The sequence below is a fragment of the Stutzerimonas stutzeri genome (assembly GCF_002890895.1).
GTDB classification, from domain to species: Bacteria; Pseudomonadota; Gammaproteobacteria; order Pseudomonadales; family Pseudomonadaceae; genus Stutzerimonas; species Stutzerimonas stutzeri_AB.
This window is the reverse complement of the sequence record NZ_POUL01000004.1, coordinates 1-25305: the sequence shown is the minus strand read 5'-3', so window position 1 is coordinate 25305 and position 25305 is coordinate 1. Positions and strand designations below refer to the sequence as shown.

The following is a 25305-nucleotide window of genomic DNA, read 5'->3' as shown; positions in this document are numbered from 1 at the left end:
GCGTCTGGCTCAGACGCCGCGGAGTCTCTTCGGTTTAGCCTTGGGAGGCTGCGACTGTTTCGCTGCTAGACGCGTCACCGAAGCCAGACGGACGATAGGCATCGCGCCACGCCTGATAACGCTCATCCTGCCAGACCCGCGAATGCAGCTGCGCCATGCCGTCCGGATCGTTCAGCAAGCGCCAGCGAGCCGCTTCGGCAGCCCCGTTTGGCCCCGCATCGAGGATCTGCTGCATACGTTGTTCACGCAGCGACTCAGCACCCGCAACAACCTTGGCATGCCGCGCCCGCGCCATGCCGCACACCAGCGCGTTGTAGATCGGATCGACAGTGGCCGCGATAAAGCCGTTCGCCAGTGCGTTGGCCTGGTTCTCCCGCGTGTAGCGGTCGGTCGATGCCAGTTCCTGCGGCGGCTGGAATTCCTCGGGGATGAGGAACAACTTGCGGCGAAAAGCGGCCTGCCCCAGGCCCGTGCGGCTGGTGATCACCGATACCGGCGCCGAAAGGATCAGCGAAACCACAATCGGCGCCAACCACCAGAGGAAGGCTGGGTCTAGCCAGCCCACCAGCGCCATCCAGAGTGCGCCCAGCAGCATCTGCGGACCATGTCGGCGCAAGGCTTCGCTCCAGGGTGTCGCATTATCGGCGCGCTGCGGTGAGTTCCACTGCACCGACCAGCCAAGGAACGCGGCGCTGACGAATACCGTGTGGAACAACATGCGCACCGGCGCGGCCAGCATGGAAAACAGGCTTTCCAGCAGCATCGACAGCAACAGGCGAGCACGCCCGCCGTACTCGTGAGCGCCCTGAATGCAGATCAGCAACACGCTGAGCAGCTTCGGCAGGAACAACAGCGTCAGCGTCGCCGAGAACAGCGCAATGGCCTCCTGCGGGTGCCACTGCGGCCACAGCGGATACAGCTGGTTCGGCTGCAGGAAGTACTCCGGCACCATCAGCGTGTGAATCGCCAGCAGCCCGGTCGACAGCGCCAGAAAGACGAACCACAGCGGCGCCGACAGGTAGGACATCACCCCTGTCAGGAACACGAAGCGGTGCACCGTGTGCATGCCCTTGACCAGAAACAGCCGGAAATTCATTAGGTTGCCGTGGCACCAGCGACGGTCGCGCTTGAGCTCGTCCAGCAGGTTCGGTGGCAATTCCTCGTAGCTGCCCGGCAGGTCATAGGCAATCCACACACCCCACCCAGCACGACGCATCAGCGCCGCTTCGACGAAGTCATGGGACAGGATGTCGCCCGCGAACGCACCTTTGCCAGGCAACGGCGCCAGAGCGCAGTGCTCAATGAAGGGTTTGACCCGGATGATCGCGTTGTGGCCCCAGTAGTGGGACTCGCCCAACTGCCAGAAATTGAGCCCGGCCGTGAACAGCGGGCCATAGACCCGCGTGGCGAACTGCTGCATGCGCGCATACAGCGTGTCCATGCCGGACGCCTTCGGCGCCGTCTGGATGATGCCTGCGCCGGGGTTGGCTTCCATCAGCCGCACCAGACTGGTCAGGCAGTCGCCACTCATGACGCTGTCGGCGTCGAGCACCACCATGTAACGGTAGCTGCTGCCCCAGCGACGGCAGAAGTCGTCGATGTTGCCGCTCTTGCGCTTCACACGGCGACGACGGCGCCGGTAGAAGATATGGCCGAAGCCATCGACGCTCCGGCAGACCTCCAGCCAGGCCTTCTGCTCGGCGACGCAGGTATCGGGATCGTTGCTGTCGCTGAGCACGAAAATATCGAAGTGCTCCAGCTGTCCCGTCGCCTTGAGCGACTCGAACGTCGCGCGCAGTCCGGCGAACACCCGCGGCACGTCTTCGTTGGCAATGGGCATCACCAGCGCCGTGCGTGCCTCGCGCGGGATCGGCTCATCGCCCAGCGTCGTTGCCGAAATATTGTATTGGTCGTGCCCCTTGAGCAGCTGAAAGAAGCCCATCAGCGCCGTCCAGAAGCCCACCGACACCCAGCAGAACAACAGCGCGAACAGCAGCAGAATGCTCGTCTGCACCACATACGGAAGGATCTGCCGTGCGGATTCCTGCAGCGGCTGCTGAAACACCTCCTGCAGATCGATCAGCGCCCAGCCCTGATACGGCAGCACCGATTTCATGTGCCAAGTCGCGATGACGGTCTGCACCAGCATCAGCACCAGCAATGTGGCGCGCCGGACGCCTGCCACCTTGCGCCAGCCAGAACGATCAACGGACTGAGCAGGCGGCAGCTCCACCGTGCGGTTCTTCTTGTGTAGCAAGCGCCACCAGCTGAGCCGCAACACGTTGGTATGCCAGGGTTCCGGCACCATGCGTGTGCGCACGATGGGTGGTGTCGACTCGATGCAGGTGCGGCCCTGATGGTCAAGCGTGAGGGCTTTGGCACGCTCCAGGGTTTCGCCCCAGCCGAGTTTCAGCCGAGCAGCAACCGAGCCCAGCAGAGCGCCTCCGCCCGGCTCGGTGTTATCGGGAGTCGGCACCGCCCGACCCAACGCCCGGTGAATATCCGCCAGCCCACCGTCACCCTGCTCCAGGTTCTGGATCAGGGCTTGGCGCTGCGGGTCATCAAGCGGCAGCTGGCTGATGTAGCGCCCGGTAATCGCCGGGTCCACGGGACTATTCATTGGTCGGAATCTGGTAGCTCCAGGTTTCGGAAAGCGTCTTCTCGCCTTCCACCAGGGCTGCGCGCAGTTCCACCGGACGTTTGGGATCGCGCACCTTCAGACGCAAGGTCAGGCGCCAGCCATCAGTCACCGGGTTGTGCCGCAGGTTGTTTTCCACCAATTCGGCGTTCTCGCCGATGCTGACCCGCGTGGTGACCGGCGCATCCGCCGGCAGTTCGGCCAGATTGGGGCCAACGAAATCGACAATCAGCGCGGTGCTGCCGTCAGGCTGACGAATCAGGTTGGACTGTTTGACGTCGCCTGCAGACAGGCGCGTCTGGCTGACCCAGGCGAGCTGCTGATCATGCAGCGCCGGTTCATCCAGGGTGAAGTGCAGACGGTACTCGAAGTCCAGCGGCTCGCCCGGCTCAGGTTGCTGCTCCGGCACCCAGAACGCGACGATGTTGTCATTGGTTTCGTCAGGCGTCGGAATCTCGATCAATTCCACGCGACCCTTGCCCCAATCGCCCTTGGGCTCGACCCAGCCGCTGGGGCGCAGCTCGTAGCGGTCGTCCAGATCCTCGTAGCGGTTGAAATCGCGGGTGCGCTGGAGCAGACCGAAACCGCGCGGGTTCTCGACCGCATAACTGCTGATCGCCAGTCGCTTGGGATTGTTCAACGGCCGCCAGATCCACTCGTCTGCGCCGGTGTGAATCGCCAGCCCTTCGGAGTCATGCAGCTGCGGCCGATAGTTGAGCAGGTCACTGGGCTGGTTGGCGCCGAACAGATACATGCTGGTCAGCGCACCGATGCCGAGTTTTTCCACTGGCTCGCGCAGAAACACGCGCGCTTTGACGTCGACCGTACTGTCCTTGCCCGGCGTAACCACCATTCGATAGGCACCGGTGGCACGGGGCGAATCGAGCAGCGCATAGATCACCAGATTGCGGCGATCCGCTTCGGGGCGTTCGATCCAGAACTCACGGAAGCGCGGGAACTCTTCTCCGCTTGGCAACGCAGTATCGATAGCCAGACCGCGCGCAGACAGGCCGTATACCTGATCCTTGCCGATCACCCGGAAATAGCTGGCACCGAGCAGCGTCATCAGCTCGTCGGCCTTATCCGCCTTGTTCAGCGGATAGAGCACCTTGAAGCCGGCAAAACCCAGGTTTTCCAGCGCAGCAGGTTCAATCTCGACCTTGCCGAATTCGAACATGTCCGGGTTATAGCGGACCTTTTCGACGCCTTTTGCGGTGATCTCATTGATCCTCACCGGCACGTTGAAGTGCATGCCCTGGTGATAGAACTGCACTTCGAAGGGCGTCGGCGCGTCGTGCCATAGCGCTTTGTCACCACGGAAACGCAATTGCTGATAATCGGCGAAGGCCATGTTGCGAAACACCGGCGGCAGATTGCTCTGCGGCGCCGTATAGTCTTCGGCCGCCAGCTTTTCCGCCTTGGCTGCGACATCATCTAGGCTGAACGCCCAGCTACTGCTGGCAAACAGTCCCACACACAGACTCAACGTCATTCCCAGTGCCCGACTCGTGCGAGCGCCTGTTTTGAAATGATAGGTACGTGACACATTGCCTCCTGAGCAATCGCGATTACCGCTGACCGCGTAGCGGCCCGGTTTGCTGTCGTTGGTCTTCCTCAGTGGCAAATGATTCACTGGAAAGCCAAGCAAAGCGGCAAATCATCCCACGCCGCATGGGCGCCGGATAGCTGCTCCGAGAGGTCTTTTTTTCAGATTGCTCAATGCCGCTCAGCCCCCAGCCAGAGCGGGCTGAAGGCCAGGCGGCCGGCGCTCGACTGAGCGCCTTACAGAAGGGTGAATTGCCCCCGTTTTACTGCAGCTGAATCCAGCCCGATCTGCACCTCGAACACGCCGGGCTCGGCTACCCGATCGAGCTGCGCGTTGACGAATTTCAGGTCTTCTTCAGTGAGTTTGAAGCGGACTTCCCGCGTCTCGCCGGCTTTGAGGAACACCTTGCGAAACCCTTTGAGCTCCTTGACCGGACGAATCACCGACGCCACCTCGTCGCGAAGGTACAGCTGCACGACTGTTGCGCCCTCACGCGACCCGGTGTTCTTCAGCGTCACGCTGGCTTCCAGGCCGTCGCCGCGTTTCATGGTCGGACTGGACAAGCGCACCTCGGACAGTTCGAAGTCGGTGTAGCTCAGGCCATAACCGAAGGGGTACAGCGGCCCATTGGGTTCTTCGAAATACTGCGAGGTGTAGTTGCCCGGCTTGCCCTCGACATAGGGCCGACCGACGCGCAGATGGTTGTAGTAAGTAGGGATCTGTCCGACCGAACGTGGGAAGGAGATCGGCAGCTTGCCAGCCGGGTTCTGGTCGCCAAACAGCACGTCAGCGATGGCATGCCCGCCTTCGGTACCGCTGAACCAGGTTTCAACAACAGCGTCGGCGTTGGCCTTAGCCCAGTTCAGGTCCAGCGGACGGCCGTTCATCAGCACCAGCACCAGTGGCTTGCCGGTTTTCTTGAGCGCCCTCAGAAGCGCCTGCTGGCTCTCAGGAATCTGCAGGCTGGTGCGGCTTGACGCTTCATGAGACATGCCGCGCGATTCGCCCACTGCCGCAACGATTACGTCAGCCTTTTCGGCAAGCGCGACCGCTTCGGCAATCATGGCGTCCGGCGAACGAGGGTCCTGCACCACCTCGGGTTTGTCCCAGTTGAGGAAATTCAGGTACTCGACCATATGCGGGTCGTCGGTGATATTGGCGCCGAGGGCATGGTGCACAACGGCTTCATCACCCACCGCATCAAGCAAGCCCTGACGCACGGTGACTGACTGTTTGGCAACGCCCGCTGCGGACCAGCTGCCCATCATGTCGACCGGCGAATCGGCCAGCGGCCCCACCAGCGCGATGGTGCCGCGCTTTTGCAGGGGCAAGGTCTGCTTCTTGTTTTCAAGCAGCACCATTGATTCGCGCGCTACGGCTCTGGCAGCTTCGCGATGCAAACGGCTTTCCGCGTTGACGTCTGCCGGATCATCCTCTGCCGACCCGATGCGCCGGAACGGATCATGAAAAAGACCCATGTCGTACTTGGCGCCAAGCACCTCGCGCACAGCCGTGTCGATCTCACCGATCCCGACCTCGCCCGAAGCCACCAGCCCCGGCAGTTCCTCGCGATACAAGGCGTCAGCCATGCTCATGTCGATGCCTGCCTTGATCGCCAGCTTTGCCGCCTCGCGGCCATCCTTTGCAACGCCATGCCGGATCAGCTCGCTGATTGCCCCGTGGTCGCTGAGGGCCACACCGTCGAAACCCCAGTCACGCCGCAATAAATCCTGCAACAGCCAGGTGTTGGCGCTGGCTGGTACCCCATTGATGGAATTCAGCGCAACCATCACTCCGCCCGCTCCGGCATCGATAGCGGCTTGGTAGGGCGGCAGGTAGTCCTGATGCATGCGCATCGGGCTCATATCCACCACGTTGTAGTCACGCCCGCCTTCAACCGCACCGTAGAGGGCGAAATGCTTGACGCTCGCAGTCACGCTGTCCGCTGCAGTGGGCGACTCGCCCTGATAGGCCTGCACCATGGTTTGCGCGATTTCCGAGACCAGATAGGGGTCTTCGCCAAACCCTTCAGAGGTCCGCCCCCAACGCGGATCGCGGGAAATATCCACCATCGGGGCAAAGGTCATGTCCAGACCGTCGGCACTGGCTTCAATAGCTTGCACGCGCCCGCTGGTAGCGATGGTGTCGAGATCCCAGCTCGAGGCCAGGCCCAGGCCGATGGGAAAGATCGTCCGGTGGCCATGAATGACATCATAGGCAAAGAAGATCGGAATCTTCATCCGGCTGCGCAACGCCGCTTCCTGCATCGGCCGGTTGTCATGCCGGGTCACCGTATTGAAGGTGCCGCCAATGTGGCCGGCCGCAAGCTCATTGAGAATGCGCTCGCGCGGCATGTCACCGCCGATGCTGATCAGCCGCAACTGGCCGACCTTCTCTTCCAGCGTCATCTTTTCGATCAGGCTGGCGATAAACGCCGGCTTGTCATCCAGCAACGGGGAGTGGGGCTCGGCGGCGACTGATTGCAGCGAAAGACCGGCCATCAGACCGAGCAGATACAGCCTTTTCATTATTGGGAGATTCCTGAGCCTGAGAGGCTAATGAGACGAACCATCTGATTCCGGCAGCGCCGGCACAAGCGGTGCCGAGTATGGGTTTTCCGATGGCTTACAACCAGTGCTATGCAACGTCGGCGCAGCCGTTGCAGCGTGCCGTTACGGGCCTCTGAGATTGCACGCGCGCAAGCCGCGCCGGGCGTGTCGCCTGCACACCATGGCACCCAGTTGATCGAGCCCGGCTGGGATGCGCTTACCTAGAAGTCGGCAAGGGTGGCCGGATGGGTAGCATCGGCCCACTCCATTGGCGAACCGCTTTCCCGGATTACTTTCCTGCAGGGAAACGCTTCACGGCGGCCAGCCAGGCGTCATCCAGGCGGCTCTGATCGGTATCCATTCCGCGCGCTTCCATCAACTCTCGATGCTGATTGATTTCCCCTATCACTTCGCTGAGCGAGGCGCTGTTGCCATCGAGCTGATGCATCTGCGTTAGCCCGAGATGATAGAAGCGCAGCAGCTTGATCGCTTCGAGATCATCCGCCGCCACGCCCGCCGTGACATGGTGCATGACATTGGTAACACTCATCAGGCTGCGCTTGAGACGCCAACCGTAAGCCGCGCAGGACATCCACGGCTGCTTGAGATAGACAGAACGCACCAATGCTGCAGTAAGCAGCAAACCAGCCACGACCCCTGCGATGTTCCACTTCAGGTTATCGGCCCCCGTCTCGCCGAACAGCGCAACGGCCAGGGTCGCCAGCCCCATCGCCAGCACTGCGAAGGTCACGGCGACAACTAGCGTGCTGCGTCGCGTCTGTTGCCTGTAGGTTTCCGGGCTGAGCGACTTGATTTCGAATACCACCATGAGTTCGCGATCCTTGGGCTGGGCAGGTAATAGAGTGCCGACGGGCGCGGCATTATCACCCAGCCAATCATCGAGCAGCTGACGCGGGACAGCCTTTGTATCGCCTGCCGCCGACCACTATCGAGGCTTACAGCTCGGCATGCCAACGCCGTCGCAGCACAGACAGCGCAGCGGACCCCCCGGCTTTCAAGCGCCCGTACCAGGCTCTATGATCAGCGCATCCCACCTTCGGCCGCCAAAAGGACCTCCTCATGAGCCGCTATGAAATATCGTTTTCCGGCGAACTCGCTCCGGGCGCCAAGCTGGAGCAGGTCGAGGCCAACCTGACTCGCCTGTTTCAGGCCGACGCCCAGCGCATCGCCGTGCTGTTTTCCGGTCGGCGAATCGTGATCAAGCAGGACCTGGACCACGCCAGCGTCGAGAAGTACCGCCAGGCCATGGCGCGCGCCGGCGCCATCGCCGAGGTCCGCCCGATGCCCGTTGAGGTAGAGGAAATCGAGCTCGCCCCGCCACCGTCGGAAGACCCGGCCCCTGCACCGCTGGCTTCCGCCGCTCAGGCGTCGCCTCAACCCTTGAAGGTGGCCCCACGGGACGAATACATGGCTGCGTTCGTCGACGTCGAGGCGCCGGACTTCGGCATCGCGCCGGTCGGCGTGGACCTGCAGGACGCACAACCCGAGCCCAAGGCACCGCCCGTGGACCTGTCCCAGTTCAGCCTGGCGCCGGTGGGCAGCGACATGGGTGAACGGCGCCGTGCCAGCGATGCGCCGGTGCCGGACACCTCTCACCTGAAGCTGGTGGACTGATCCCCGCCCTGCTGGATTACTTTCCCCTAACCCACCTGAACAGAGGCGCCCTCCCGGCCCTGTAGGGTGGGCTCAAGATCACCGACGCGACCTTGCGGGCGAACTCCCAACGCCGACCCGGGCTCCAACCTTACAAGCCCGCAAAGTGCCGCTCACTCATGGACCTTGTCGTTGCCCGCCCCGAAGGCCTCTACTGCCCACCCGGTGATTTCTACATCGATCCCTGGCGCCCGGTCGATCGCGCCGTCATCACTCACGCCCACGGCGACCACGCACGCTGGGGTATGGGCCACTATCTGGCCTCTCGCGACAGCGAAGGCATACTCCGTTCGCGCATCGCCGCCGACATGCCATTGCAGACGCTGGCCTACGGCGAATCCGTCGATCATCACGGTGTAAAGCTCAGCTTCCACCCTGCCGGTCACGTGCTCGGCTCGGCCCAGGTGCGACTGGAATACAAGGGCGAAGTCTGGGTCGCATCGGGCGACTACAAAGTCGAGCCGGACGGTACCTGTGCGCCCTTCGAGCCGGTGCGCTGTCACACCTTCATCACTGAATCGACCTTCGGCCTGCCGATCTACAGGTGGCCGTCACAGGCTCAGGTGTTCCGTGAGATCAACGACTGGTGGCGCGCCAACGCCGCCGCCGGGCGCGCGAGCGTGCTGTTCTGCTACGCCTTCGGCAAGGCGCAGCGCATCCTGCACGGCCTGGACGAAAGCATCGGCACCATCGTGGTCCACGGCGCGGTGGAGCCGCTGAACAAGGTCTACCGCGAAGGCGGTGTTTACCTGCCGCCAACCGTTTATGCCGGCGACCTGAAAAAAGGCGACCCGCGCCTGAAGCACGCCATCATCCTCGCCCCTCCCTCGGCGGGTGGAAGCACCTGGATGCGTCGCTTCGGTGACTATGCCGACGCCTTTGCCAGTGGCTGGATGATGCTGCGCGGCACCCGTCGTCGGCGCGGGGTCGATCGCGGCTTCGTGCTCTCCGATCACGCCGACTGGCCCGGCCTGCTCTGGGCCATCGAGCAGACCGGCGCCGAGCGGGTGATGGTGACCCACGGCTCCGTGCCGATTCTGGTCCGTTACCTGCGAGAGATGCGCGGCCTCGACGCCCAGGCCTTCGAGACCGAGTACGGCGACGAGGACGACGCCACGACTCAGGAGGCCGAATGATCCTCAGCCTGGCCCTACACTACATGCCGAAAGATACCGTTGCGGAACCACCAGACTTTCCTTGCAGATGCGAGATTGCTCGCGAACCGGATCCTTCGCGTCGCCACGGTTCGCCAGCAAGCTGGCTCCTACAGAAGAGCACCCGCGTAGCAGCACGACGCCAGACCTGTAGGAGCGAGCTTGCTCGCGAACCGGCCGCACCACGCCGGCACGGAGGCGCCATATGAAAGCCTTCGCCACCCTCTACAGCCGCCTCGACGCCACCACCTCGAGCAACGCCAAGCTCGCCGCGATGCGGGACTACTTTCGCGACGCCGACCCGGCCGACGCCGCCTGGGCGGTGTACTTCCTGGCCGGCGGCCGACCGCGCCAACTGGTGCCGACCCGCGTGCTGCGCGAGACCGCCATGCAGGCCTCGGCGCTGCCGGAATGGTTGTTCGAGGAGAGCTACCAGGCGGTTGGCGACATGGCTGAAACCATCTCGCTGCTGATGCCCGAGGCCGAACACAGCTCCGACGACGGGCTGGCCGTGTGGATGCAGGACAAGCTGCTGCCATTGCGCGGCCTGCCGCCGGAAGAACTGGCCGAGCGATTACCCGCGCTATGGACACAGCTCGACCGGCTCAGCCTGATGGTCTGCGTCAAGCTGATCACCGGCGCCTTTCGCGTCGGCGTGTCGAAGCTGCTGGTTACCCGCGGGCTGGCCTCGCTGGCCGATCTCGATCCCAAACGCGTGGCGCAGCGGCTGGTGGGTTACACCGATCTGTCGCATCGCCCCAGCGCCGAGGGCTACCGCGCGCTGATCGCCGACGAATCCGAGCACGAACACGCCCAGCGCGGCGGCCAGCCCTATCCCTTCTTTCTTGCCCACCCGCTGCAGGCACCTGTCGAGGAATTCGACACCCTGCTCGGCGCACCGGAGAACTGGTTCATCGAATGGAAGTGGGACGGCATTCGCGCCCAGCTGGTCAAGCGCGACGGGCAGATCTGGGTCTGGTCCCGTGGCGAAGAGCTGGTCAGCGAGCGCTTTCCGGAACTCTGCGAACTGGCCGGCTGCCTACCTGACGGCACCGTGATCGACGGCGAGATTCTGGTCTGGAAGCACGCACTCGGCGAGCCGAAGCAAGAACTCTTCAAGCAACCGGAAGGCGGTGACACCGATGCAACCGAGCGCTTCGGCGTGCAGCCCTTCGCGCTGTTACAGCAGCGTATCGGGCGCAAGAACCTGACCGCAAAGGTGCTGCAGGACGCCCCGGTCGCGGTGCTCGCCTACGACCTGTTGGAATGGCAAGGCGATGACTGGCGGCAACGCGAACATCGTGAGCGCCGGCAACAGCTTGAAACGGTGGTCGGGCAATGCCCCAACCCCCGGCTGATGCTTTCGCCGCTGGTCACTGGCAGCGGTTGGGCTGACCTAGCACGCCAGCGCGAGGCGTCACGCGCGCTTGGCGTAGAGGGCATGATGATCAAGGCCCGCGCCGCACAGTACGGCGTCGGCCGGACCAAGGATGTCGGTGTCTGGTGGAAGTGGAAAATGGATCCGTACTCGGTCGACGCTGTGTTGATCTACGCCCAGCGCGGTCATGGTCGACGCGCCAGTCTCTATACCGACTACACCTTTGCGGTATGGGACGGTGAACCGGGCGATCCGGCGCGCAAGTTGGTGCCGTTCGCCAAGGCCTATTCCGGGCTGACCGACGACGAGATGCGCAAGGTCGACGCCATCGTGCGCAAGACCACCGTGGAGAAGTTCGGCCCCGTTCGCAGCGTGACGCCGACGCTGGTGTTCGAGCTGGGCTTTGAAGGCATCGCCGCCAGCAGCCGACACAAAAGCGGCATCGCCGTGCGCTTTCCGCGCATGCTGCGCTGGCGCCTCGACAAGCCGGTGGCTGAGGCCGATACGCTGGAGACGCTGAAGGAATTGCTGGGATGATCCGACGCACGGGAGAAGCCAGGCTGCCATGCGCAGGTGCTGGCTTGCCGGCGAACCTCACCACCCGCGAATCGCCAATTCGCGAGCAAGCTCGCTCCTACATAAAGCCGAAGCTAGGCCTTTGCATGAATCGAGCGGAGAGCGAGGCATGAGGGCGCCGCCCGCCTCCCTTGCCGAACACTGGTTCGCCACGCGCGATTGGCAGCCGTCCCCTTTCCAACAACAGGTCTGGCAAGCGGTCCATGAGGGTGAATCCGGCCTGCTCCATGCCACCACCGGCTCCGGCAAAACCTACGCCGTTTGGCTTGGAGCGCTCAATCGTTTCGCTGCACCAGGCGCAGATACGTCCGCCGACAAGCCGCAGGCGCGCGCCAGTTCGGCGGACAAACCCGCCCCGCTCACCGTCCTCTGGATCACCCCCATGCGTGCCTTGGCCGCCGACACGGCCCGCGCCCTGCAAGCCCCGCTGGATGATTTGGATATCAACTGGAGCATCGGCCTGCGCACCGGCGACACCAGCGGTGCCGAGCGTGCGCGCCAGGGTCGGAGGTTGCCAAGCGCGCTGGTCACCACGCCGGAAAGCCTCACCCTGCTACTGACGCGGGTCGACGCGCGCCAGGCTTTCGCCGGCTTGCGCATGCTGGTAGTGGATGAGTGGCACGAACTGCTCGGCAACAAGCGTGGCGTGCAACTGCAACTGGCGCTGGCCCGGCTGCGTCAGTGGATGCCGGAGCTGATTGTCTGGGGGCTCTCGGCCACCTTGGGCAACCAACCGCACGCGCTGGACGTGCTGCTACACCCGGGCACCGGCAAGCTGGTACAGGGCAAGGTCGACAAGGATCTGCGCGTCGACACGTTGCTACCGCCGAGCATCGAGCGCTTTCCCTGGGCCGGTCATCTCGGGCTGCGCATGCTGCCGCAGGTGGTCGAGCAGATCGATTCGGCTGCCACTACGCTGGTGTTCACCAACACCCGCTCACAATCCGAGATCTGGTATCAGGCGCTTCTCGAGGCGCGCCCAGACTGGGCCGGACTGATCGCGCTGCACCACGGATCGCTAGCACGCGAGGTGCGCGACTGGGTTGAGCTGGGCCTCAAGCAAGGCGCGCTGAAGGCGGTCGTCTGTACCTCGAGTCTCGATCTCGGGGTCGACTTTCTGCCTGTCGAGCGGGTGCTGCAGATCGGCTCGCCCAAAGGCGTGGCGCGCCTGATGCAGCGCGCCGGTCGCTCCGGTCACGCACCCGGCCGGACGTCGCGGGTCACGCTGGTGCCAACCCACAGCGTCGAAGTCGTCGAAGCTGCAGCCGCCCAGGTCGCCATCGCCGAACGCCGCATTGAAGCCCGGAGCGCCCCGCATCGCCCTCTCGATGTGCTGGTGCAACACCTCGTCAGCATGGCCCTCGGCGGGGGATTCCGGCCCGACGAATTGTTTGCCGAAGTGCGCCAGGCCTGGTCCTATCGCGAACTCACCGACGACCACTGGCAATGGGCGCTGGCCTTCGTGCGTCATGGCGGGCATTCGTTGACGGCCTACCCGGACTATCAGCGCGTCGAGCCGGACGAGACCGGACTTTGGAAAGTCCCCAGCCGCCGCGTCGCGCTTCGCCATCGCATGAGTATCGGCACCATCGTCAGCGACGCCAGCCTGACGGTGAAGTTCTGGGCCAAGGGTGGCAGCGGCCGGTCACTGGGCACCATCGAGGAAGGTTTCATTGCCCGACTGCGACCGGGCGACAATTTCCTCTTCGGCGGGCGCCTGCTGGAGCTGGTGCGAGTCGAGAACATGACCGCCTACGTCAGCCGCGCCACCGGCAAGAAAGCCGCTGTGCCGCGCTGGAACGGCGGGCGCATGCCGCTCTCCAGCGAACTGGCCGATGCGGTGGTCGAGCAACTCGGCGCCGCTTCACGCGGTCGGTTCGAGAGTGCCGAGATGCAGCTGGTCGAGCCGCTGCTGCGCGTGCAGTTGGACTGGTCAGCGCTGCCCACCGAAACCACGTTGCTGGCCGAAGTGATGAAGTCTCGCGAGGGCTGGCACCTGTTTCTCTATCCCTTCGCCGGTCGACACGTGCATCTGGGGCTGGCCAGCCTGCTGGCCTGGCGGATGGCCCAGCGCCAGCCGCTGACCTTTTCCATCGCCGTGAACGACTACGGCTTCGAACTGCTCTCGGCAACCGAGGTGGACTGGCTGCAGTGGCTGACGCCCGCGCTGTTCAGCCAGGACAAATTGCTGCACGACGTGCTAGCCAGCCTCAACGCTGGTGAGCTGGCCCGCCGGCGCTTTCGCGAAATCGCACGCATCGCGGGGCTGGTGTTTTCCGGTTATCCCGGCGCGCAGAAAAGCGCGCGCCAGCTGCAGGCCTCCAGTGGGTTGTTCTTCGACGTCTTCCGCCAGTACGACCCGGCCAACCTGCTGCTGACCCAGGCCGAGGAAGAGGTGCTGCGCCAGGAACTGGAGGTCGAGCGGCTGGAGCAGACCCTGAACCGCTTGCAGCAGCGCGAGCTGGACGTTCACGTTGTGAAACGCACCACGCCCCTCGCCTTTCCCTTGATGGTCGAGCGCTTCCGCGAAAGCCTGACTTCGGAAAAGCTCGCCGACCGCATTCGCCGGATGGTCGCCGAACTGGACAAGGCCGCAGGTCCCGGCGGCTATCAGCCGGAAGCAGGCGCTAGCATTGCCGTTGAGCGGGAGACGAGCGCGAAGCGCAAACCGCGCGCGACCAAGGACGGCACACCCAGGGTGAAAAAAGCAAGGTCATCTCGCTTGTAAACCCTGCCACCTCTCGTTCAACAGCCTCGTGTCTGCATCAACCCGCCGACCTTCACCAGCAGGTTCGACACAACAGAGGTGCGCTGCAGGGACAGAGCTTGAGCTTCGCGAGCAAGCTCGCCCCCACTGAAAAGCTCTCAACTGACAACAGGTCTTCGCAGTGTTACCGGATGAGATGGCAGTACCTGCAACCACGCGAACGCACTCGAGATTCAGCGCCTCAGTGGGATCGACCCCGCACGCGCGATAGACTCCGCGCATGACCTCGCACCTCTCCATCGAACTCGAACAGACCGAACTCTGGTTACTGGCCGACAAGGCCATCTACTGGCCGCAACAGCAGGCGTTGCTGATTGCCGATATTCATATCGGCAAAGCCGCCGCCTACCGACGTCTGGGCCAGCCGGTGCCCCACGGCACCACCCAGGCCAACCTGCAACGACTCGACGCGCTGCTGGCGCGTTACCGCTGCACACAGCTGATCTTTCTGGGCGACTTCCTCCATGCACCGGAATCGCAAACGCCTGCCACGCTGAGCCAGCTGCAGGCATGGCGCGCGACGCATCCCGGCCTGGCGATCACCTTGATTCGCGGCAACCACGACCGCCGCGCAGGCGATCCACCGGCGAGTCTGGAGATGACAGTCGTCCCCGAACCCCTGCTGCTCGGTCCCTTTGCCCTGCAGCACGAGCCGGAGCCGCACGCCACTCACCATGTCCTCGCCGGTCATCTTCACCCTGCATTTCGCCTGCACGGGCGCGGCCGGCAGTCGTTGCGCCTGCCTTGCTTCTGCATCGGCGCACGCCTCAGCCTGCTGCCGGCGTTCGGCAGCTTTACCGGAATGATGGAGGTGGGCGCCGACCCGGGCCGGCGCCTGTTCGTGGCTGGGGATGATGGTGTGTGGCAGGTGGCCTGAGCCAATCAGGCCTGGGATATACCGGTTACGGTGATGCCGAAGCGCTGAGCCAGGCGTGTGGCGGGTGTCTGTTCGACGTCCGGGTCCACCTCGTAGGCATCCTCCTCACCGGCATAATCCTGCTCGGCCTTTCGGGTTACCAGCTCAACTGCCTCATCTATATCCGGCTGGCGATCGGATTCGGTCCGCAAAATGGAGGTATTGCCGTCTTTGCTGTAAGCGATGATCCAGGTCGTCATAGGTGCCCCTCGTGTCTTAGCGCCTTCAGCGGAAACTCGCTCGCCGAGATTGGCGTCGCTTTGTTTAGAGACTAGTCCCTCGCATTCAGTTCTGCCGCTTGTGCTTGTTGAATCAGCCGCCGGACGGTCTGAACGGGGCTATACACCGTAGGTCATCCTAAAAAGGCGAACAGGAGACGAGGCCATGAATCAATCGCGCCCACGACCTAAAGAAACGACCGAGGAGCAGCTGGTCGAGCTGTTGCGCCGCAGCGCAACCGTATTGCCCGGCATTGATGACCCAGCGTTTGCCGATGCCTTCGACCAGTTTGCTGATGCGCGGGTGGTGTTGATCGGCGAAGCCAGCCACGGCACTTCGGAGTTCTACCGGGCCCGAGCAGCCATCACCCGCCGTTTGATCGAGCGCCACGGCTTTACCATCGTCGCGGCCGAAGCCGACTGGCCGGATGCGGCGAAGATCGACCGCTACGTTCGCCAGCAGCAGCCTCCGGCCTGGGTCGAGGAAGGCTTCAAGCGCTTTCCGACCTGGATGTGGCGTAACCAGGAAGTCGCCGACTTCGCCCGCTGGCTGCGCGGCCACAACGATGCCCAGCCTGCCGAGCGTCGAGTCGAGTTTCGCGGGCTGGACGTCTACAGCATGGGCGCTTCGATCCAGGAGGTGCTCGGCTATCTCGACCGGGTCGACCCGGACGCTGCCGCGACCGCGCGGCGTCGATATGGCTGCCTCAGTCCATGGCACGACGAACCGGCAGTCTACGGCCACAACGTGATGCGCGGCGAACCGTCCTGCGAGGCCGCGGTAGTCGAACAGTTGCGCGCGTTGCTCGACCAGCGGCTCGAGTACATGAAAAAAGACGGCTGCAGCTTCTTCAATGCCGAGCAGAATGCCCGCGTCGTGCTCGCTGCGGAGCAGTACTACCGCGCCATGTACCAAGGCTCTGCTGAGTCCTGGAACCTGCGCGACCGGCACATGTTCGACACGCTGCAGGCCCTGCTGAAGCATCGCGGCGATGACGCCAAGGCGGTGGTCTGGGCGCACAATTCGCACATCGGCAATGCCGCTTCGACCTCCATGGGCTGGGGCGGCGAATTCAATATCGGCGAACTCTGCCGCACCGCATTCGGGCGAGATGCGGTGCTGCTGGGCATGGGCACCGATCGTGGCCTGGTGGCCGCCGCCGACAACTGGGACGAACCCATGCAGATTCAGCAGGTTCGCCCGTCGCGCCCGGACAGCTGGGAGCAATTGTTTCTGCGCGCCGGGTTGCCTGCCTCGCTGACCAGCTGGCGCGATGACACACCGCTGCGCGAGGCGCTGGCGCGTCCCCGTCTGGAGCGCGCAATCGGCGTGATCTACCGTCCGGCCACTGAGCGTCAGAGTCATTATTTTCAGGCCATACTTTCAGAACAGTTCGACGCACTGCTCTGGTTCGAACAGACCAACGCGGTCCAGCCGATCGGCCCGCAGCAGATCGACGACCAGAGCGTTCCGGATACCTACCCATTCGGAGAGTGAGCCATGCGCGCCTACATGCCCGAATCCCAACTGTTTCGCGATCGTACCCATGCCGGCCAAGAGCTGGCCGAAGCCCTGCATCACCTGGCAGAAGCGCAGCCGCTGGTGCTTGCCCTGCCGCGCGGCGGGGTTCCGGTGGCCTTCGAAGTGGCGCAGCGTCTCGGCGCGCCACTGGATCTGGTGCTGGTACGCAAGATTGGCGCGCCCGGCAACGAGGAACTGGCGCTGGGCGCGGTGATCGACGGGGCCGAACCGAAGTGGGTGATCAATCAGGAACTGTTCAACCAGATTGCGCCGCCTCCGAACTGGTTCGAAGAGGAGATGCAGCGCCAGCTGACCGAACTGGAACGCCGTCGCCATCGCTATTGTGGCGAACGACCTGCCCCGGTAATCGCTGATCGTTGTGTCATCGTCATCGACGATGGCATCGCTACCGGCGCTACGGTTCGGGCGGCGCTAAAGGGATTGAAGCAGTCGAAACCCAGCCGCGTGGTACTGGCTGTGCCGGTGGGTCCACGGGATGTAATCGAGATGCTCAGAGCGGACGTGGACGAGCTGATTTGCCTGGCAATGCCCGAACCGTTCATTGGCGTCGGCTGCCATTACCGCAACTTCGAGCAGACCAGCGACGAGCAGGTCGTCGACCTGCTCGCACGGGCGTCTGGCCAGCCCGGGTTGTAGCGGCTGTCAGGCTACCGGATCTGGCGGCGGCTGATCCGGGATCGTCGGTTCGCCGGGCTCACTGGGCAAATCCGGCACGCCAGGCTCTTCGGGGTCGCCTGGCACCCCCTGGGCTTGCCAGCTGAGCGTATCGATCTCGTCCGAATAACGTGTGGTTTCCATTTGAGTCCTCCTGCTGTAACCGAAAGCCCGGTTGGGCTATAGCAGTAGAGGCTGCCAGACGGGCATAAATCCGTCCTTCCGTCGGAGGGGCTCAGGAACACCTATAACCGCTACATCCGCAAGCGCAGTCGCCAAAAGCGCTAGCTCGTGGCGATCACGTATTCGCCAGCAAGCTGGCTCCTACAGAGGCGGCTATGCAATGGTCGTGCGCGCAGAACGCACCAACCACGGATAGTGCCTCTCACGGCAGCGCACAGGTCGCCCGCCTCCGCATTACGCCTTAGGCCACACCGAGGATCGATGGGCTCTTACCACATCAGATCATCAGGAATCTGGTAGGCGGCGTAGGGATCATCGGCGTCCGGCGCTTCGGTCTGGACGTTGAGCTGCACGATGCGGCGCGGGTCACGCTCCTGAATCTTCAGTGCCGCCTCACGCGGGATCACTTCGTAACCACCGCCATGGCGGACAATGGCCAGCGATCCGCTGGAGAGCTTGTCGCGCATCAGCTTGTTCACTGACAGGCGCTTGACCTTCTTGTCATCGACGAAGTTGTAGTAATCCTCGGTGGTCAGCTTGGGCAGCCGGCTGCCTTCGATCAGCTGTTTGACTTGCGCAGTGCGGGCTTTCTGCTCGGCTTTTTCCTGCTGCTGACGGTTCAGCTCCTGGTCGCGGGCCAGCTTTTCGGCATGAGCCTTCAGCGCCGCATCACGCTGCGAGGTGTCCTGTTCGGCCTGGCCTTTCTTCACCAGACGCTGCTGTTTCTGCTGTTGCTTGCCGGCCTGTTTGGCCTGCTTTTCATTGACCAGCCCGGCTTTGAGCAGCTGATCGCGAAGGGAAAGACTCATGTGTCGGGTCGTCTCGTCGTGAGTTCAAATTAGACGTAAGGGTGGATCAACCGTGATTCACCAAGCGGCTTCGTGGCACAGACAACTTCCACGATCAGGCTCCGGCTATCAACCGCAGGTCGGTATCTTTTCGGCTTTTTTGGCCTCGCCCCATAGCGCGTCGAGCGTCTCCAGGTCGCAATCTTCGATGGGTCGACCGCTTTCCCGCAAGGCTTGTTCGATAAAGCGGAAGCGGCGCTCGAATTTTTGGTTGGCCGCACGCAAAGCGTTTTCCGGATCAACCTTCAGGTGCCGCGCCAGATTCACCGTGACGAACAACAGATCGCCGAGCTCCTCCGCAATGGCTTCGGGGTCGTTTTCGCTCATGGCTTCGAGCACTTCGTCGAGCTCCTCACGCACCTTGTCCACCACGGGCAGAGCATCCGGCCAGTCGAAACCAACCTGAGCGGTTCGCTTCTGCAACTTGGCCGCGCGGCTCAGTGCGGGCAGCGCGCTGGGCACATCGTCGAGCAGTGACAATTGCTCCGGCGCAGCGGCCTTCTCGGCGCGCTCCTCGGCCTTGATTTCCTCCCACCGCACCTTGATGGCTGCCTCATCGAGGCGGGGCAGCTCGGGCGAGCCGTACAGATCGCCGTCGGGAAACACATGCGGATGCCGGCGCAACAGCTTGCGAGTGATACCGTCGACCACCGCGTCAAACTCGAAACGCCCTTCTTCTTTCGCCAGCTGGCTGTAATAGACCACCTGGAACAGCAGGTCACCCAGCTCACCGGGCAGATGTTCGAAGTCGCCGCTCTCGATGGCATCCGCCACCTCGTAGGCCTCTTCCAGGGTATGCGGCACGATGCTGGCGTAGTCCTGCTGCAGATCCCACGGGCAGCCATGCTGCGGATCACGCAGCCGTGCCATCAGGTGCAGCAGGTCATTGAGTTGGTACATGACATTCCTCGGTGAAAGCCTGAGATTGAAGCTGAGCCCATTGTAGGGTGGATGACGCTCCACCCATCCACCGCAGCGTCGTCATGGTGGATGTAAAAAGCGACATCCACCCTACGGTGTTACCAGCTTTTCAAGTGACCCGAGCGTCGCGGGCAAAGGCTAGACAAGGCGCAAGCATGCTGAAAAAGCGGAGTTGGCTGTAGCCTCACCTCATTCATGCGTCCGGCCCCGAGCGTCGCGGGCGAAGAGCTGGCTAGGCGAAGCCCAACCGAAAAAGCGGAGTTGGCTTTCGCCAATGAGCATTTTTCGGCTGGGCTTCAACAACGCCAGATCGAGCGAAGCAGCTCGGTACATCAACCTGACCGTCGCGAGCGAAGGCCAGACAAGGCGCAAGCTTGCTGAAAAAGCGGAGTTGGCTTCTGCCAATGAGCATTTTTCAGCAAGCTTGCAACGCCGTATGGCCAAGTGCAGCAGGTCAGGAGGTGCGCTGGCGCTTGGCCTCGATAATATTGGGCAGCTGCGATATCCGGCTGAGCAGTCGCCCCAGCGCATCCAGCCCTGGGATCTCGATGGTCAGCGTCATCTGCGCCGTACTGTCTTCCTTGTTCGAGCGGGTGTTCACCGCGAGTACGTTGATCCGCTCGTTGAGCAGGATCTGCGAGACGTCGCGAAGCAGACCGGAACGGTCATAGGCCCGGATACTGATGTCAGCCGGATAGGTTTTCTCGGGGATCGGCCCCCAGCTGACCTGGATGATCCGCTCCGGCTCGCGCCCGGCCAGCTGCAGCACCGAGGCGCAATCCTGGCGATGAATGCTGACGCCGCGCCCCAGGGTGATGTAGCCAACAATCGGATCGCCCGGCAACGGCTGGCAGCAGCCCGCCATTTGCGTGAGCAGATTACCGACACCCTGGATCTGCACGTCGCCACGCTTGCCAGGCTTGGTGCTGGGGCGTATGGGGATCAGTTCGAGCTGGTCATCATCATGGGTATCGGGCTCAACCAGTTGCTGAGCATGATTGACCAGCTGAGCCAGACGCAGATCGCCTGCCCCCAGCGCGGCAAACATGTCTTCGGCGGTCTTCAGATTGGCTTTTTCGGCCAGCTTGTCGAAGTCCACCGGCGGCAGATCGAGGCGTCCGAGTTCGCGCTCCAGCAGCGCCTTGCCGGCCGCCACGTTCTGGTCGCGGGCCTGCAGCTTGAACCAATGAACGATCTTCGCCCGCGAGCGCGAGGTGGTGATGTACCCCAGGTTCGGGTTCAGCCAGTCGCGGCTCGGCGAGCCCTGCTTGCTGGTGATGATCTCGACCTGCTCACCGGTCTGCAGGCTGTAGTTGAGCGGTACTATGCGCCCGTTGATCTTGGCACCGCGGCAGTTGTGACCGATTTCGGTGTGCACGCGGTAGGCGAAGTCCAGCGGCGTGGCGCCCTTGGGCAGATCGATGGCATGGCCGTCCGGGGTGAACACGTAAACGCGGTCCGGCTCGATATCCACGCGCAGCTGATCGGCCAAGCCGCCAATGTCACCCAGCTCTTCGTGCCATTCGAGCACCTGACGCAGCCAGGAGATCTTCTCCTCGTAGTGGTTCGAGGTGGCCTTGACGTCGGTGCCCTTGTACCGCCAGTGCGCGCAAACACCCAGCTCGGCTTCCTCGTGCATGGCCTGGGTACGGATCTGCACCTCCAAAACCTTGCCCTCCGGCCCGAGCACAGCGGTGTGCAGCGAGCGGTAGCCGTTTTCCTTGGGGTTGGCGATGTAGTCATCAAACTCTTTGGGAATGTGGCGCCACAGGGTGTGCACAATACCCAGCGCGGTGTAGCAGTCGCGGACCTCGGGCACCAGCACGCGAACGGCGCGAACGTCATAGATCTGGCTGAATTGCAGGCCTTTCTTCTGCATCTTTCGCCAGATCGAATAGATGTGCTTGGCACGTCCGTCGATTTCGGGGTGAATCCCGGTGGCTGTCAGTTCGTCCTTCAGCTGCTGGACGACGTTCTGGATGTAGTGCTCACGGTCCAACCGGCGCTCGTGCAGCAACTGGGCGATCTGTTTGTACTGCTCGGGTTCGAGGTAGCGGAAGGACAGGTCCTCCAGTTCCCACTTGATGTGACCGATGCCCAACCGATGCGCCAGCGGCGCGTATATATCGAATACTTCCCGCGCGACGCGATGACGTTTGTCGTCATCGGCATTCTTGACCGCGCGGATGGCGCAAGTCCGCTCGGCCAGCTTGATCAACGCGACCCGCACATCGTCGACCATCGCCACCAGCATCTTGCGCAGGTTTTCCACTTGGGTCTGGGTGCCCAGCACCAGAGACTCGCGCGGGTTGAGGCTGTCGCTGATGGCGGCCATGCGCAGCACGCCCTCGATCAATTTGGCGACCACCGGGCCGAAGTGCTGGTGCACCTCGGCGAGCTTGATCTTACCTTCGCGCACGCCGCGGTAGATCACCGCCGCCACCAGGCTGTCTTGATCGAGTTTGAGGCCGGCGAGAATTTCGGCGATTTCCAGCCCGGTCTGGTAACTGGAGGTGCCTTCGCTCCACAGGTTCTGTGCCGCGTTGGCCTGCTGCTCCGCCGTTCGGGCGAACTCGCAGGCCTGTTTGAGAGCGTCGCGGTCGAGTGCCGGGTCCATCACCAGCACGTGATCGAGCCAGCCATCGAGGTTGATGCTGCCGTCGGTGTTGATCGGCTGAAGCGCTCTGACCTGGACCATCTAATACCTTCCCTCTACGCATCATCTGCGTCGAATACGCCGGCTTTCTAAGAGCCGGTCGGTTGAACCACAGGCCGATCGCCTGTCAAAAGAAACTGACTTACGCAGGCCGCTCGAAAAGCGCCATGGCCTCGACGTGCGCCGTCTGCGGAAACATATCCAGCACGCCGGCCCGCTTCAGCTCATAGCCCTGGCCGATCAACTCGGCAGCATCACGCGCCAGCGTTGCAGGATTGCACGAAACATAGACAACGCGCCGTGCGCCTAAAGTCGTCATCTGCCGCACTATTTCCAAGGCACCGTCACGCGGTGGATCGAGCAGGACTGCTGCAAAACCATCTTTGGCCCACTGCGCATCAATAAGCGGCTTCGACAGGTCCGCCTGATAAAAGTGCGCACCGTGAAGACCGTTTTGCTCCGCATTGGTGCAGGCGCGCTCGACCATTTCGCCAACGCCTTCGATGGCCACGACCTGTGCACCTTTACGCGCCAGCGGCAAACTGAAGTTACCTAACCCGCAGAATAGATCGAGCACCCGCTCGCCCTCTTCCGGTGCCAGCCATTCCAGCGCCTGCTCCACCATTGCTTCGTTCACCGGCGCATTGACCTGAACGAAGTCGCCGGGTCGCCAGGACAACTCCAGATCCCACGCCGACAAGCGGTAGCCCAGCCTGTAAGCGGGCTCCAGCGGCTGCGGCGCATCCTCGCCTTGCAGCCAGAGCTGCACGCCGTGCGCTTTGGAGAAGGCGGTGAAACGCTGCAGATCGTCTGGCAACAGCGCAGCGGTGTGGCGCACCAGCACCACTTCGCTAGTCCCGCTGAACAACTCCAGGTGACCGATCGCCTGCGGCTTGTCCAATTCATGCAACACGGCTAACAGCGCCGGCAACAGCGTTTGCAAGGGCTGTACCAGCACGGGGCATTCGCGGATCGCGATGATGTCCTGGCTAGCGCTGGCGCGAAAGCCGACGTCCAGGCGTCGCGCCTTGACGTCCAGGCGTCGCGCCTTGTTGTCCCAGCGCACGGCGAGCCTTGCGCGCCTGCGATAGCCAAATTCGGGCCCGCTGAGCGGAGCCGCCCATTGCTGCGGCTCGATAGAACCCACGCGGGACAATTGCTCGGCCAGGCTCCGTTGCTTCAATTCAAGCTGATCGGCTGCGCTCAGGTGCTGCAGAGTGCAGCCTCCGCATACCCGAGCATGTGGGCAAGGCTCGGTACGCCGCTGGGCGCTGGCGACCATCACCCGCTCGGTGCGGGCTTCGACAATCTGGCTGCGCGCATTGAGCACGCGCGCCTCGACCTCTTCTTCGGGCAAAGCGCCTTCGACGAACCAGGTGCGGTTGTCGAGAAAGGCAATGCCGCGGCCATCGTTGGCGAGCCGCTGGATGCTCAGCCGCTGCTTCTTGCCGGTGGGAATCTGCGACTTCTTCTCGCCACCACTGGGCTGGAAGCGTAAACCGCCACTGCGCTTGGCCATCAGCAGGTTCCGCCTTGCAGCGTTATGTCGCGATCAGGGCTGGTCATAGACGCCCGTCGACAGGTAGCGATCGCCACGGTCGCAGATGATCGCCACGATGACCGCATTTTCGACTTCCCTGGACAGCCGCAGCGCCGCCGCCACTGAACCCCCTGACGACACGCCGCAGAAGATGCCTTCTTCGCGGGCCAGTCGCCGCATGACGTGCTCGGCCTCGTCTTGAGCCATGTCGACGATGCGGTCGACGCGCTCGGCCTGATAGATCTTCGGCAGGTATTCCTGCGGCCAGCGCCGAATGCCCGGAATAGCTGCGCCCTCCATGGGTTGCAGGCCGACGATCTGGACCTCCGGGTTTTGCTGCTTGAGGTAGCGCGACACACCCATGATGGTGCCGGTAGTGCCCATCGAACTGACGAAGTGGGTGATGCTGCCCTGGGTCTGCTGCCACAGTTCCGGTCCGGTACTGGTGAAGTGGGCCTCAGGATTGTCGCCATTGGCGAACTGATCGAGCACCTTGCCGCGCCCTTCCGCGGCCATCTTTACCGCCAGGTCGCGAGCACCTTCCATGCCCTCATCCTTGCTCACCAGAATCAGTTCGGCGCCGTAAGCGGTCATGGCGGCCTTGCGCTCGGCGCTCGAGTTGTCCGGCATGATCAGGATGAACTTGTAGCCCTTGATCGCCGCGGCCATGGCCAGGGCGATGCCGGTGTTGCCGGAGGTGGCTTCGATCAGCGTATCGCCGGGCTTGATGTCGCCCCGCGCTTCGGCCCGCGCGATCATCGACAACGCGGGCCTGTCCTTGACCGAGCCGGCCGGGTTGTTGCCTTCGAGTTTTACCAGGATGGTGTTGCTGGTTTCGCCGGGCAGACGCTGCAGGCGAACCAGGGGGGTGTTGCCGACGCAATCGGCGATGGTCGGGTACTGAATTGTCATGGCTTCGATGGACCGCACAGCCTTTGAGAGGCGCACATGATACCGGCAACCATCGGCCACGGGCAGACCGCAATACCCTTGCTTCGGTCAGGCGGGCATCGCGAAACGGCTGCCGATGCACCCCACGCCCTACCCATTCGGCGAAGCAGGCAGACGAACGGCTCAGCAGATTGGACGTACGAAGATTTTGCCAACCGCAGCGATCAAGCTTGGCTAACTGGGGTCAGTGATCAAGCAGGTTGCTTAAAAACTACCTGCATTGGCAATACATCGTTAAAAGCAGCCTCAGAATGCTCATTTAGTACAACCAAACTCCGCATCTTCGGCTCCTTTTGCCTCGTCTTGCCTGCCTCGCCGACGTTTTTTAACAGCCTGCCAGGTCTGTAATCAGTTACATATTTTCCTTCCGCCCCAGACAAGGAACATCCCATGCACGTCGGACGAGCTGCCCTGGTTCCCTCGATACTGTTGTTGAGCCTCACCGCCTGTACTCAACCGGACCGCCCGTCCAGCGAAATCCCGCCCGCGCCAGAGGCGTCCAGCGGCTACTCGGCCAAACCCGGCTGGGCCTTTCAGCGTTTCGCCGTGGCCGCAGCCAACCCGCTGGCAACCGAAGCCGGCTACGAGATTCT

General features: G+C 63.0%; 18 protein-coding genes and 1 pseudogene. 8 read left to right on the top strand and 11 right to left on the bottom strand.

What is annotated here, in order from left to right; translation table 11 throughout:
• Positions 1–34 precede the first annotated feature (34 nt).
• The 4 genes from mdoH to CXK96_RS08325 form a co-directional block, all read right to left on the bottom strand.
• Complete coding sequence (gene mdoH / locus CXK96_RS08340) at positions 35–2620, bottom strand: glucans biosynthesis glucosyltransferase MdoH (RefSeq protein WP_102836019.1); 2586 nt, start codon at positions 2618–2620, stop codon at positions 35–37.
• Positions 2613–4130 (bottom strand): glucan biosynthesis protein G, encoded by a 1518-nt coding sequence (locus tag CXK96_RS08335; protein WP_102836018.1) that lies wholly within the window; start codon positions 4128–4130, stop codon positions 2613–2615. Before CXK96_RS08335 ends, mdoH begins: the two co-directional genes overlap by 8 nt.
• 290 nt (positions 4131–4420) lie before the next feature.
• The gene (bglX, locus tag CXK96_RS08330) at positions 4421–6712 is read right to left on the bottom strand and encodes a beta-glucosidase BglX (protein ID WP_102836017.1); all 2292 of its coding nucleotides are present in this window, start codon (positions 6710–6712) and stop codon (positions 4421–4423) included.
• Positions 6713–7022: 310 nt separating this feature from the next.
• Positions 7023–7562: a DUF3087 domain-containing protein gene (locus CXK96_RS08325; RefSeq protein WP_102836016.1), complete on the bottom strand. Its 540-nt coding sequence runs from the start codon at positions 7560–7562 to the stop codon at positions 7023–7025.
• 251 nt (positions 7563–7813) lie between these two features.
• On the opposite strand from CXK96_RS08325, the gene CXK96_RS08320 reads away from it, so the two are divergent.
• The 5 genes from CXK96_RS08320 to pdeM all read left to right on the top strand — a co-directional run bounded on the left by CXK96_RS08320 (position 7814) and on the right by pdeM (position 15159).
• Complete coding sequence (locus CXK96_RS08320) at positions 7814–8368, top strand: hypothetical protein (RefSeq protein ID WP_102836015.1); 555 nt, start codon at positions 7814–7816, stop codon at positions 8366–8368.
• Positions 8369–8526: 158 nt separating this feature from the next.
• Positions 8527–9543 (top strand): ligase-associated DNA damage response exonuclease, encoded by a 1017-nt coding sequence (locus tag CXK96_RS08315; protein ID WP_102836014.1) that lies wholly within the window; start codon positions 8527–8529, stop codon positions 9541–9543.
• A gap of 223 nt (positions 9544–9766) precedes the next feature.
• A complete protein-coding gene (locus tag CXK96_RS08310; protein ID WP_102836013.1) occupies positions 9767–11476 on the top strand; it encodes an ATP-dependent DNA ligase in 1710 nt (569 codons plus the stop codon).
• Between the two features lie 148 nt (positions 11477–11624).
• Positions 11625–14243: a ligase-associated DNA damage response DEXH box helicase gene (locus tag CXK96_RS08305; protein ID WP_102836012.1), complete on the top strand. Its 2619-nt coding sequence runs from the start codon at positions 11625–11627 to the stop codon at positions 14241–14243.
• Between the two features lie 259 nt (positions 14244–14502).
• On the top strand, positions 14503–15159 hold the full coding sequence (gene pdeM, locus CXK96_RS08300) for a ligase-associated DNA damage response endonuclease PdeM (protein WP_102836011.1): 657 nt from the start codon (positions 14503–14505) through the stop codon (positions 15157–15159).
• 5 nt (positions 15160–15164) lie between these two features.
• Here pdeM and CXK96_RS08295 read toward each other — a convergent pair whose 3' ends face one another.
• Entirely contained in the window at positions 15165–15398 is a 234-nt protein-coding gene (locus CXK96_RS08295; RefSeq protein WP_102836010.1) for a hypothetical protein, read from the bottom strand.
• Positions 15399–15582: 184 nt separating this feature from the next.
• On the opposite strand from CXK96_RS08295, the gene CXK96_RS08290 reads away from it, so the two are divergent.
• Together CXK96_RS08290 and CXK96_RS08285 are read left to right on the top strand one after the other, a co-directional pair.
• A complete protein-coding gene (locus CXK96_RS08290; protein WP_102836009.1) occupies positions 15583–16914 on the top strand; it encodes an erythromycin esterase family protein in 1332 nt (443 codons plus the stop codon).
• A 3-nt stretch (positions 16915–16917) separates the two neighbouring features.
• Positions 16918–17595 carry a phosphoribosyltransferase gene (locus tag CXK96_RS08285; protein ID WP_102836008.1) on the top strand — a complete coding sequence of 226 codons (678 nt, stop codon included), beginning with the start codon at positions 16918–16920 and terminating at the stop codon, positions 17593–17595.
• A gap of 6 nt (positions 17596–17601) precedes the next feature.
• Here the strand turns inward: CXK96_RS08285 and CXK96_RS20745 are convergent, their stop codons facing one another.
• From CXK96_RS20745 to cysM, 6 genes are all read right to left on the bottom strand, one after another.
• Positions 17602–17757: a hypothetical protein gene (locus CXK96_RS20745; protein WP_167369788.1), complete on the bottom strand. Its 156-nt coding sequence runs from the start codon at positions 17755–17757 to the stop codon at positions 17602–17604.
• Between the two features lie 308 nt (positions 17758–18065).
• Entirely contained in the window at positions 18066–18605 is a 540-nt protein-coding gene (locus CXK96_RS08280) for a DUF2058 domain-containing protein (RefSeq protein WP_102836007.1), read from the bottom strand.
• A 108-nt stretch (positions 18606–18713) separates the two neighbouring features.
• Entirely contained in the window at positions 18714–19544 is an 831-nt protein-coding gene (gene mazG, locus CXK96_RS08275) for a nucleoside triphosphate pyrophosphohydrolase (protein ID WP_102836006.1), read from the bottom strand.
• 475 nt (positions 19545–20019) lie between these two features.
• Entirely contained in the window at positions 20020–22263 is a 2244-nt protein-coding gene (gene relA / locus CXK96_RS08270) for a GTP diphosphokinase (protein WP_102836005.1), read from the bottom strand.
• Between the two features lie 100 nt (positions 22264–22363).
• Positions 22364–23740: a 23S rRNA (uracil(1939)-C(5))-methyltransferase RlmD gene (rlmD, locus tag CXK96_RS08265; protein ID WP_102836004.1), complete on the bottom strand. Its 1377-nt coding sequence runs from the start codon at positions 23738–23740 to the stop codon at positions 22364–22366.
• A gap of 33 nt (positions 23741–23773) precedes the next feature.
• Positions 23774–24673, bottom strand: coding sequence for a cysteine synthase CysM (gene cysM, locus CXK96_RS08260; protein ID WP_102836003.1), 900 nt, complete (start codon positions 24671–24673; stop codon positions 23774–23776).
• A gap of 429 nt (positions 24674–25102) precedes the next feature.
• Here cysM and CXK96_RS08255 point away from each other — a divergent pair.
• Positions 25103–25305 (top strand): annotated as a pseudogene (locus tag CXK96_RS08255) (gamma-glutamyltransferase); the annotation flags it as partial.